General features: G+C 65.3%; 10 protein-coding genes. 5 read left to right on the forward strand and 5 right to left on the reverse strand.

Annotated features, from left to right (window positions below):
• Positions 1-2: 2 nt before the first annotated feature.
• Positions 3-587 (reverse strand): phosphatidylglycerophosphatase A, encoded by a 585-nt coding sequence (locus AB3X99_RS22485; protein ID WP_069269130.1) that lies wholly within the window; start codon positions 585-587, stop codon positions 3-5.
• A complete protein-coding gene (gene thiL, locus AB3X99_RS22490; RefSeq protein ID WP_368618173.1) occupies positions 577-1,566 on the reverse strand; it encodes a thiamine-phosphate kinase in 990 nt (329 codons plus the stop codon). The genes AB3X99_RS22485 and thiL overlap by 11 nt, the downstream gene beginning before the upstream one ends.
• Positions 1,567-1,755: 189 nt before the next feature.
• On the opposite strand from thiL, the gene AB3X99_RS22495 reads away from it, so the two are divergent.
• The 3 genes from AB3X99_RS22495 (at position 1,756) to AB3X99_RS22505 (ending at position 5,320) form a co-directional block, all read left to right on the forward strand.
• Complete coding sequence (locus AB3X99_RS22495) at positions 1,756-4,050, forward strand: NADP-dependent malic enzyme (protein ID WP_368618174.1); 2,295 nt, start codon at positions 1,756-1,758, stop codon at positions 4,048-4,050.
• A 273-nt stretch (positions 4,051-4,323) separates the two neighbouring features.
• Positions 4,324-4,755 (forward strand): ribonuclease, encoded by a 432-nt coding sequence (locus tag AB3X99_RS22500; protein WP_368618175.1) that lies wholly within the window; start codon positions 4,324-4,326, stop codon positions 4,753-4,755.
• Positions 4,756-4,762: 7 nt separating this feature from the next.
• Positions 4,763-5,320, forward strand: coding sequence for a barstar family protein (locus tag AB3X99_RS22505; protein WP_069269127.1), 558 nt, complete (start codon positions 4,763-4,765; stop codon positions 5,318-5,320).
• A gap of 86 nt (positions 5,321-5,406) precedes the next feature.
• On the opposite strand, the gene AB3X99_RS22510 is transcribed toward AB3X99_RS22505, so the two are convergent.
• The 3 genes from AB3X99_RS22510 to speE form a co-directional block, all read right to left on the reverse strand.
• Positions 5,407-6,147, reverse strand: coding sequence for a 16S rRNA (uracil(1498)-N(3))-methyltransferase (locus AB3X99_RS22510; protein ID WP_368618176.1), 741 nt, complete (start codon positions 6,145-6,147; stop codon positions 5,407-5,409).
• Positions 6,148-6,151: 4 nt separating this feature from the next.
• Positions 6,152-6,580 carry a glyoxalase/bleomycin resistance/extradiol dioxygenase family protein gene (locus tag AB3X99_RS22515; protein WP_069269125.1) on the reverse strand — a complete coding sequence of 143 codons (429 nt, stop codon included), beginning with the start codon at positions 6,578-6,580 and terminating at the stop codon, positions 6,152-6,154.
• 106 nt (positions 6,581-6,686) lie between these two features.
• Entirely contained in the window at positions 6,687-7,550 is an 864-nt protein-coding gene (gene speE, locus AB3X99_RS22520; RefSeq protein WP_368618177.1) for a polyamine aminopropyltransferase, read from the reverse strand.
• Positions 7,551-7,929: 379 nt separating this feature from the next.
• On the opposite strand from speE, the gene tkt reads away from it, so the two are divergent.
• Both tkt and gap read left to right on the forward strand, forming a co-directional pair.
• Positions 7,930-9,972: a transketolase gene (gene tkt / locus AB3X99_RS22525; RefSeq protein WP_342949476.1), complete on the forward strand. Its 2,043-nt coding sequence runs from the start codon at positions 7,930-7,932 to the stop codon at positions 9,970-9,972.
• A 137-nt stretch (positions 9,973-10,109) separates the two neighbouring features.
• Positions 10,110-11,120 carry a type I glyceraldehyde-3-phosphate dehydrogenase gene (gap, locus tag AB3X99_RS22530; RefSeq protein WP_069269122.1) on the forward strand — a complete coding sequence of 337 codons (1,011 nt, stop codon included), beginning with the start codon at positions 10,110-10,112 and terminating at the stop codon, positions 11,118-11,120.
• Positions 11,121-11,284: the final 164 nt, after the last annotated feature.

Consider the following 11,284-nt stretch of genomic DNA (forward strand, 5'->3'; position numbering starts at 1 on the left):
CGCTACACCGACATGCGCCAGAGCGCGATGACGAGCAGCGTAAAGAATGCGGCGACGATGTCGTCGAGCATGATGCCGAGGCCGCCCTTGAAGCGCCGGTCGAAATAGCGGATGGGCGGCGGCTTCACCATGTCGAAAAACCGGAAGACGACGAAGGCCCACAGCCGGCCCTCGAAAGCGACGGGCGTGATCATGAGCAGCACGAGCCAGAACGCCACGATCTCGTCCCAGACGATGGCCGAGGGATCGTCCGTGCGCAGCTTCTTCGCCGTGAAGGCCGTGATCCAGATGCCCGCAAAGAAGCCGAAGAAGATCAGCAGTCCCCACTCCGTCACCGTCAGATAGCGGTTGAGCACCTCGAAGGACGCCCAGGCGAACAGCGTGCCGGCCGTGCCGGGCGCGAGGCGCGAGAGTCCCGAGCCGAAGCCGAGCGAAACGATGTGCAGCGGATGGGTGAGCATGAACGGCGCGTCGGCGCGGCGCGGGCGAGTGGCCTGAGCGCCCGTGCCGGGTGCGGCGGCGTTGCTTGCCGAGCCTGCCGGAGGAGCCGGCTGACCGGCGGGCGAGGGCGTGGGATCAGTCTGCATGGAAGTGATCGAAACCTTGCAACGTCAGATTGAGCGGCGTGCCGCCCGCGTCGCGCCAGGCGATCTCGGGGGCGGCTTGCGGCGAAGTGCGGGAAGTCATTGTACCGATGCGCGTGACGCGCACCCCCGCCTGTTGCGCGGCGGCCTCGACCGCGTCGCGCCGCGCGGGCGCCGCCGTGAAACACAGTTCGTAGTCGTCGCCCCCCGCGAGCGCGCATTGCAGCTGCACGTCGCGCGGCAGGCGCGCGAGCGCAGGCGAGAGCGGCAAGGCGTCGACGTCGATCGTCGCGGCGAGGTGCGAGCGTTCCAGGATATGGCGCAGGTCGCCGGCCAGACCGTCCGATACGTCGAGCGCCGCGCGGGCCACGCCGCGCAGCGCGAGGCCCAGCGCCACGCGCGGTTCAGGGTATTCGAGCGCCCGGCGCAACGGCGCGGCGTCCTGCTCGCGCACCGGCCATTCGCCGCGCATCATGCCGAGACCCGCGCGCGCGTCGCCGGGCGTGCCGGAGACCCAGATGTCGTCGCCCGCGTGGGCGGCGTCGCGCCGAAGTGCGGCATCCTGACGCACGGAGCCGAACACTGTCAGGCACAGGTTCAACGGCCCTGCCGTGGTATCGCCGCCGATCAACTCGCAGTCGAAGCGGTCGGCCAGCTCGAAGAGGCCCGCGCTGAAAGCGGCCAGCCAGTCCTCGTCCGCCTTGGGGAGCGCGAACGCCAGCGTGAAGCCGAGCGGCTGCGCACCCATCGCGGCGAGATCGGAGAGATTGACGGCGAGCGCTTTGTGGCCGAGCGCGTGCGGATCGATGTCGGGGAAGAAGTGGCGGCCTTCCACCAGCATGTCGGTCGAGACGGCCAGTATTTCGCCCGCGGCGGGCGCGATGAGCGCGCAGTCATCACCAATGCCCAGCGTGGCGCGTTGCGTGTTCGTGCGCGCTCGACGCGCAAAATATCGGTCGATCAGGGAGAACTCGGAAAGCATGACGAAAGGGTTATGTCAGTTGGGGTATGGCCGTCGCCGCATAGGGCACCCTGGCATGGCTTTTCCCCCCATCGCGGTCGCCGGACTTGCGCCCGAACTGAAAGGAATGCTGCCAGGGATTGGCGCTACAATCGGTCAAACTTAGCATTCGAGTTGTCATTCTAATCCGCACCCACGTCCTGCCTCCCCATGTCGAATCCCGCTACGAACAAGCTTCGCGAAGCCGCCCTCGATTATCACGAGTTCCCTACGCCCGGGAAGATCGCGATCGCGCCGACCAAGCAGATGATCAATCAGCGTGATCTCTCGCTCGCGTACTCGCCGGGCGTCGCGTTCGCGTGCGAGGCGATTGTCGAAAATCCGCTCAACGCCGCGCGCTTCACGGCGCGCAGCAACCTCGTGGGCGTCGTGTCGAACGGCACGGCCGTGCTCGGCCTCGGCAACATCGGACCGCTCGCCTCGAAGCCGGTGATGGAAGGCAAGGCGGTGCTCTTCAAGAAGTTCGCGGGCATCGACGTGTTCGACATCGAACTCAACGAGTCGGATCCGCACAAGCTCGTCGACGTGATCGCCGCGCTCGAACCCACGTTCGGCGGCATCAATCTCGAAGACATCAAGGCGCCCGAGTGCTTCATCGTCGAACGCGAAGCGCGCAAGCGCATGAAGATTCCGGTCTTCCACGACGACCAGCACGGCACGGCCATCGTAGTGGCGGCCGCCTTCACGAACGGCCTGAAGGTCGTGGGCAAGGACATCAAGGACGTGAAGCTGGTCGCCTCGGGCGCGGGCGCCGCCGCACTGGCGTGTCTGGACCTGCTCGTCGACCTCGGCCTGCCGCTCGAAAACATCGTCGTGACCGACCTGGCGGGCGTGGTCTACAAGGGCCGCACCGAGTTGATGGACCCCGACAAGGAGCGATTCGCGCGGGAAACCCACGCGCGCACGCTCGCCGAAGTGATCGAAGGCGCCGACATTTTCCTCGGCCTTTCGGCTGGCGGCGTGCTCAAGCAGGACATGGTCAAGCAGATGGCGGCCAAGCCGCTCATTCTCGCGCTCGCCAATCCGACGCCGGAAATCCTGCCGGAGCTCGCGCTCGAAGTGCGTCCGGACGCCGTGCTCGCCACGGGCCGCACGGATTACCCGAACCAGGTGAACAACGTCCTGTGCTTTCCGTTCATCTTCCGCGGCGCGCTCGACGCGGGCGCGACCACCATCACGCGCGAAATGGAAATCGCCGCGGTGAACGCGATTGCGGAACTGGCGCGCCAGGAGCAAAGCGATGTCGTGGCCACGGCCTACGGCATCCAGGATCTGCAGTTCGGGCCTGAGTATCTGATCCCAAAGCCCTTCGACCCGCGCCTGATCGTCAAGATCGCGCCGGCTGTGGCAAGGGCGGCAATGGACTCGGGCGTCGCGACCCGTCCGATCGAGGACATGGACGCCTACGAGCAGCACCTCCAGCAGTTCGTCTACCACAGCGGCACGACCATGAAGCCGATCTTCCAGCTCGCGCGCGCCGTGGAGCCGGAGAAGAAGCGCATCGTGTTTGCCGAGGGCGAAGAGGAGCGCATCCTGCGCGCGGTGCAGATCGTGGTCGACGAAAAGCTCGCGAAGCCCATCCTGATCGGTCGCCCCTCGGTGATCGAGCAGCGCATCGCACGCTACGGCCTGCGCCTGCACGCCGGCCAGGACTATACGGTCGTGAACACCGACCATGACGAGCGCTACCGCGAGTTCTGGCAGACCTATGCGAAGCTCATGGCGCGCAAGGGCATCACGCAGCAAATGGCGAAACTCGAAATGCGCCGCCGCACCACGCTGATCGGCTCGATGCTCGTGGAAAAGGGCGAAGCCGACGGCATGATCTGCGGCACGGTCAGCACGACGCACCGCCACCTGCACTTCATCGACCAGGTGATCGGCAAGAGGGCCGGCTGCAACGTCTACGCGGCAATGAACGCGCTCGTGCTGCCGAACCGGCAGATTTTCATCGCCGACACGCACGTCAACGTCGACCCGACGCCGGAGCAACTCGCGGAAATCACCATCATGGCGGCCGAGGAAGTGCGCCGCTTCGGCATCGAGCCGAAGATCGCGCTGTGCTCGCACTCGAACTTCGGTTCGAGCAACGCGCCGAGCGCCCAGAAGATGCGCGACCTGCTCGAGATCCTCCAGGAGCGCGCGCCGGACCTGCAGGTGGACGGCGAAATGCACGGCGACGTGGCGATCGACGCGAACCTGCGCAAGGAGATCCTGCCGGAGTCGACGCTCGAAGGCGAAGCGAATCTGCTGATCATGCCGAATATCGACGCGGCGAATATCTCCTACAACCTGCTCAAGACGGCGGCAGGCAACAACATCGCCATCGGGCCGATCCTGCTCGGCGCAGCCAAGCCGGTGCACGTGCTGACGGCTTCCGCCACGGTGCGCCGCATCGTCAACATGACGGCGCTGCTCGTCGCGGACGTGAACGCGGCACGTTGAGCTCAGTCCTGCGAGTCGCCGGCGGCGCCCGGTGACGCGGACCTGAAAATCGGTGTGCTCCTGTGAGCACGCCGATTTTTTTTGAGCGCGAGACTCGGCTCGAGCGAGCAAAATCGCGCGAAATGAGATTGTAAAATTTACCAGTTTGACCCTCGTGGGGAGTCAAGCTGTAGTCGTCCTCGCCTGACTAACGTTGCTTCCAGGCATCATTAGCGATACCCTTACACCTTTCATGGTCGTCGAACACGTAACCAGGGAAGCGGGAACCAGGTGATGGCGCCTCGTCTAACTCATTGTTTCGGCGGCGGTTTGTCTGGCTTGCGGCGCGCCGCAGCGGTGGCGCTGGTCGCAACCGCAGCGTTCGCGGCAGGTGGCGCTCAGGCGCGCACGAGTCAGCCGGAAGAGGCGGGTAATCCGGTCGGCAGCATTTCGGTCAACGAACTTCCGCGTGAGGCGGTAGGCACGTTGAGCCTGATTGCGGCGGGCGGCCCGTTCCCTTTCGAGAAGGACGGCGTCGTTTTCGGGAATTTTGAGCGGATATTGCCACCGCAGCGGCGGGGCTACTATCACGAGTACACGGTCCCGACGCCGGGCGCGCACAACCGCGGTGCCAAGCGCATCGTTTGCGGTGGTCCACGCAAGCGGACCGACAACTGTTACTACTCCGACGACCACTACGCCAGTTTCAGGCGAATTGTTGATTGACACCGGGATGAGCGGCATGAGCGATAACGTTTACGCGCACGACCCCCGGGTCGCGAGCGATCTGTTCGCGTCCGGGGAGGGCAACCTGTTCCAGCGCGTCATGCAGTTGAAGCACGACAGCGAGGCGCGCCAGGATGAGGCGGGGCTTTCATCGAACGAGGGGGCCATGAGCCTGTTTTCGACCGTGCAGCCGAATATTGTCCAGTCGATCCGGGCGTTTCGCATTCAGGATCTCTCGGACGAAGCCCAGCGGCTGCAGCAGCATTTCCTCTATGCGTTCTGCGCGAATGCGCAAACCAGGCAGGAAGTACTCGAGACGATTGCCACCTCGTTTCTGTTTCCGAAGCATTTCGGCAAGAACTACGACGGCCTGTACGACTGCCTGACCGATCTGGTGCAGAAAGCCGGCGAGCAGCCCGGTTTCGTGATCGTGCTGGAAGGACTGCCGATTGCCCAGAAGTTCGACAAGGACGGCCGGGAAACGCTGCTCGACGTCTTTCGCGAGGCTTCGGAATACTGGGCCGAGCGCAAGGTGCCGTTCCGCGTTTTTTATTCGTTCGCCTGACCTTCGGCTCACGTTCCGTCGCGCGCATGCGACAGAAAATCGCAAGCCCGCCTTCCGGCGGGCTTTGTCATTTTTACCCGCTGCGCTTACCAGCCGCCCCAGCGTGCGGCGAGCGCCGCGAGCACGGCGATGCCCGCCGTTTCGGTGCGCAGCACGCGCGGCCCGAGCCCCACGGCGAGGAAGCCGCGGTCGAGCGCCGCCTCCTCTTCCTGCGACGAAAATCCCCCTTCAGGCCCGATCAGCACCGTCACTTCGCCCGAAGGCGGCTCGACCGGCAAGGTCGAGAACGCGACGTTGGCGCGCGGCGAGAGCAGCAGGCGCAGTTCGCCTTCGCCGGGGCGCCCGGGTAAGGAGTCGAGCCATGTGGCGATGTCACGCGCGGGCGCGACGTCGGGCAGGCGGTTGCGTCCGCATTGTTCGCACGAGGCCTGCACAATGCGCTGCCAGTGCGCCTGGCGGCGCACGGCGCGCTCGCCGGAAAGCCGCACGACGCTGCGCGCTGCGGTGAGCGGCACGAAGTTCGTCGCGCCCAATTCGACGGCCTTTTCGATCAGCCAGTCCATCTTGTCGTTGCCGGCAATGCCCTGAGCGAGCGTGACGCGGTAAGGCGGCTCGGCTTCAAAGTCGCGGCGAGGGCCGATGCGCACCTGCGTGTCGCGGCGCTCCATGCCGACAATCTCGGCGCTGTACTCGCCGCCAAGACCGTTGAACAGCACGATGGTGTCGCCGGGCTGCAGGCGCAGCACCTGGACATGACGCGTGACCTCGTCGGGAAGGGTGACAACCTCGTCGGATTGCAGGGCGCTGCCGACGAAAAAGCGGGGCATAGAACTATTTTTCATTGAATCGGGACAAGTGCCGAGCAAGCGCCCAGCGGTAACCGTCGAGGTCTTCGACCTGCGCGAAACGGTCCCCCCAGAACTGGTCCTGCGGCTCGCTCAGCGATTTCGCGCCGGCTTCGAGCGCCCGCGCATAAACCGCGTCGACATCGTCGACATACAGATAAAAAGATTGCGGCGCGACAGTCTGTGCGCTTTTGGGCGTGCGCGCGGTCGAGCCGAACGCGCCCTCCGGCGCGAACATGACGATCAACTGATCGTGGTAAGTCATTTCCACGTGCATGATCGCGCCGTCGTCCTCCACGCTGTCGCGTACCGCAAAACCGAGTGCTGCCCGATAGAAGTCCATCGACGCGCGCGCGTCGCGTACCGTCAGATACGGGGTCAGCCATGGCACGCCGGCAGGACGGGGTGCGGTCATCGAGTCTCTCCAGATTCACGGTTCGGATGATGCGCCGTGCCGCTCCGGGCGAGGGCGCGCAGGACAAAAGCGCTATGGGACCAGCCGTTCTCCACGGGCAGGAGCCCTAGAGCGGCAGGAATTTGCCTAGTTTATCGCGGGCCGTGCATGAACCCTTTAACAGCGTCACGTGCAGTCGCGGGTCGTAGTAGCGCAAGCCTTCGAGTTGCCGCCCGGCGGCGCGCGCCTGCAACGTGGTCTCGTCGACGCCGGCGGGGTCGAGCGTGTCGCTCGCGATCGCCATGAGCCACAGTGAACCGTAGAGCGGCACGTAGGCGGCAAGCGGTCGCACGACGGCGAAGGCCGCGCGCAGTCCGCCGAGCAGCGTGCCCACGCGCTGCGCATGATGGAACGGCGAGCCCAGATGGAGCGAGACGAGCGCGTCGGCGCTCATCACGCGCTTGAGCGCCGCGTAGAACGTCGGGGTATAGAGGCCCGCAGCCGGCGAGTCAGGCGGAGTCAGATCGAATACGACGAGGTCGAAGCGCGCCTGCGCGGAGGCGACAAACGCGGCCGCGTCGCCGATCACGAGTTCCACCCGCGGATCTTCGAAGGCGTCGCCGCGCACCTCGGGCAGATAGTCGCCCGTCAGGCGCACGACGTCCGGGTCCAGTTCGGCCACGACGATGCGCTCGATGTCCGGGTGGCGCAACAACTGGCGCGCCGCGCCGCCGTCGCCGCCGCCCAGCACGAGCGCCGCGCGCGGCGCGGGATGCGTGAGCGCGGCCGGGTGCGTCATGCATTCGTGATAGATGAACTCGTCGCCGGCGGAGGTCATCGGGCGGCCGTCCAGCGTGAACAGGCAGCCCAGTTGCGGCGTGTCCCAGACCTCGATGCGCTGCCACGGCGTATCGGCCGCGGCGAGGCGGCGCGCGCCAGGAAAACCGTAGAGCGCGTCTGCCGCAGGATGGAAGAGGAGGGAGTCGGTCACGGAAGTCGAGGTGTGTTGCCGTTGCGCCTGAGCACGCGAAAATCCCGCAGTAAATAGGGCCAACAGAGCCACTATAGGGGTGTGAACCGGACCTGGGCCGCGCCAGAGGCCAACGCGAGGACGACTGCGCGTGCGGCGCATACCGCGCGCCTTACGGCCAGGGTTCATCCCCATGATCTGCTAGAATATTCCGCTTTGCAGCCCTCTCCGTTTGCTCCGGCCGTTTCGCGTCTCCTGGCGCCGCATGTGCGCCTGAGCGGGCGATTTGCCGAGCTTCCGGACTCCCGCGCTGCTGTGTGCGCCGCAGTTTGCCCTCGCAATTTGCGCTGTTCGCGACCTGCGCCGCCCACGCCGCTTTTTGCACACTTCCGGACTCGACATGACGACCTCGTCCTCCGCCTCCCCCGCTACCACCCAGTTGATGGCCAACGCCATTCGTGCGCTGTCCATGGACGCCGTTCAGCAAGCGAACTCCGGTCACCCCGGCATGCCCATGGGCATGGCCGAGATCGCCGTTGCACTGTGGTCGCGCCATCTGCGCCATAACCCGACGAACCCGCTCTGGAGTGACCGCGATCGCTTCGTGCTGTCGAACGGCCACGGCTCGATGCTGTTGTACTCGCTGCTGCACCTGACGGGCTACGACCTGCCGATGGCGGAACTGAAGAACTTCCGTCAGCTGCACTCGAAGACGCCGGGTCATCCCGAGTTCGGCATCACGCCGGGTGTCGAGACGACCACGGGCCCGCTCGGCCAGGGGCTGGCGAACTCGGTCGGCATGGCGCTGGCCGAAGCGCTGCTCGCTGCGGAATTCAACAAGGCCGACGCGAAGATCGTCGATCACCACACGTATGTGTTCCTCGGCGACGGCTGCCTGATGGAAGGCATCTCGCACGAAGCCTGCTCGCTCGCCGGCACGCTCAAGCTGAACAAGCTGATCGCGCTGTACGACGACAACGGCATTTCGATCGACGGCGACGTCGTCAACTGGTTCCACGACAACACGCCGGAGCGCTTCGAAGCCTACGGCTGGAACGTGATCCCGCACGTGGACGGCCATGACGTGGACGCGGTCGACGCGGCTATCCAGAAGGCCAAGGCCTCGGACAAGCCCACGCTGATCTGCTGCAAGACCATCATCGGCAAGGGTGCGCCCACCAAGCAGGGCGGCCACGACGTGCACGGCGCGGCGCTCGGCGCCGAAGAAATCGCCAAGTGGCGCGAAGCGGCGGGCTGGAAGTGGGAGCCGTTCACGCTGCCGCAGGAAGTCTACGCAGACTGGGACGCGAAGGACGCCGGTGCGAAGTTCGAAGCGGCATGGAACGAGCAGTTCGCCGCGTACAAGTCGAAGTACCCGACCGAAGCCGCCGAGTTCGAGCGCCGCATGGCGCACAAGCTGCCCGCGGACTGGGCGCAGAAGGCCGCCGCGATCGTCGCCGGCGCGGATTCGCGCAAGGAAACGGTCGCCACGCGCAAGGCTTCGCAGCAGGCCATCGAAGGCCTCGCCGCCGCACTGCCCGAACTGCTGGGCGGCTCGGCCGACCTGACCGGCTCGAACCTCACCAACTGGAAGGCTTCGAAGCCCGTGCGCGCAGCGAAGGAAGGCGAGACCGGCATCCAGTGGGGCAACCACATCAACTACGGCGTGCGCGAGTTCGGCATGAGTGCGGCGCTCAACGGCCTTAACCTGCACGGCGGCTACAAGGCGTTCGGCGGCACGTTCCTCACGTTCTCGGATTACAGCCGCAACGCGCTGCGCGTGGCCGCGCTGATGAAATGCCCGTCGATCTTCGTATTCACGCACGACTCGATCGGTCTCGGCGAAGACGGCCCGACGCACCAGTCGATCGAACAGGTCGCAAGCCTGCGCCTGATCCCGAACATGACGCTCTGGCGTCCGGCCGACACCGTGGAAACCGCGGTGGCCTGGACCGAGTCGATCTCGCATCACGGTCCTTCGTCGCTGATCTTCAGCCGTCAGAACCTGCAGTTCAACGAGCGCACGGACGCGCAAATCGCGAACATCGCCAAGGGCGGCTACGTCCTCAAGGACTGGAACGACGACATCCCGAGCCGCAAGATCATCCTGATCGCCACGGGCTCGGAAGTCGAACTGGCGATGAAGGCCGTCGAAGCGCTGCAGCGCGAAGGTATCGGCGCCCGCGTGGTGTCCATGCCGTCGACCAATGTGTTCGACAAGCAGGACGCCGACTACCGTGAGCGCGTGCTGCCCAAGGGCGTGCGCCGCGTCGCGATCGAAGCCGGTGTGACCGACTTCTGGCGCAAGTACGTGGGCCTTGAAGGCGGCGTGGTCGGCATCGACACGTTCGGCGAATCGGCCCCGGCTGGCGTGCTGTTCAAGCACTTCGGCTTCACGGTCGATCATGTCGTCGCGACGGCCAAGGCCGCGCTCGACAACTAAGCATGCGTAACGGGCCCGCCTGATCGGCAAGATCTGGCGGGCCCGCTGCCTTGAGCGTCCCGCCGGGCCGCCGCAGCCCGGAGTCGGCGCCAGCGCAGCACTGGTTTCAGAATTTTTCAGCCCTTAGGAGATAAACCATGACCATTCGCGTCGCTATCAATGGCTACGGCCGCATCGGCCGTAACACGCTTCGCGCGTTCTACGAGAACGGCAAGAAGCACGACATCCAGATCGTTGCGATCAACGACCTGGGTGACGCGAAGACCAATGCGCATCTGACGCAGTACGACACGGCACACGGCAAGTTCCCGGGTGAAGTGAAGGTCGACGGCGACTACCTCGTCGTCAACGGCGACCGTATCCGCGTGCTGGCCAACCGCAACCCGGCCGAACTGCCGTGGGGCGAGCTGGGCGTCGACGTCGTGATGGAGTGCACGGGCTTCTTCACGACCAAGGAAAAGGCCAGCGCGCACCTGAAGGGCGGCGCGAAGAAGGTGATCATCTCGGCGCCGGGCGGTAAGGACGTCGACGCGACCATCGTCTACGGCGTGAACCACAACGTGCTGAAGGCCGAACACACGGTCATCTCGAACGCATCGTGCACGACCAACTGCCTGGCACCGCTCGTCAAGCCGCTGAACGACAAGATCGGCCTCGAAACCGGCCTGATGACGACGATCCACGCGTACACGAACGACCAGGTTCTGACCGACGTGTACCACGAAGACCTGCGCCGCGCGCGCTCGGCCACGCACAGCCAGATCCCGACGAAGACGGGCGCGGCTTCGGCTGTCGGCCTCGTGCTGCCGGAACTGAACGGCAAGCTGGACGGCTACGCGATCCGCGTCCCGACCATCAACGTGTCGATCGTCGACCTGTCGTTCATCGCCAAGCGCGACACGACGGTCGAAGAAGTCAACGCCATCATGAAGGAAGCGTCGGAAGGCGCGCTCAAGGGCATCCTGGGCTACAACGACGCACCGCTGGTGTCGATCGACTTCAACCACAACCCGGCGTCGTCGACGTTCGACGCCACGCTCACGAAGGTCTCGGGCCGTCTCGTGAAGGTGTCGAGCTGGTACGACAACGAGTGGGGCTTCTCGAACCGCATGCTGGACACGGCTGTGGCACTCGCGAACGCGAAGTAAGCACGCTCGACGCTGCATGAAAAGACCGCCCCTCGGGGCGGTAATGAGATGGTCACCCCCACCCTACACGCGGGTTACGCTGTAGGGTGTTTTCTTTTCTGGAGAGGCCATCATGCAGGATGTGACGCTGGTTGGAATCGATCTGGGCAAGCACTCCTTTCACC

This window comes from Paraburkholderia sp. BR10882 (assembly GCF_040948855.1).
Classification (GTDB): domain Bacteria; phylum Pseudomonadota; class Gammaproteobacteria; order Burkholderiales; family Burkholderiaceae; genus Paraburkholderia; species Paraburkholderia nodosa_A.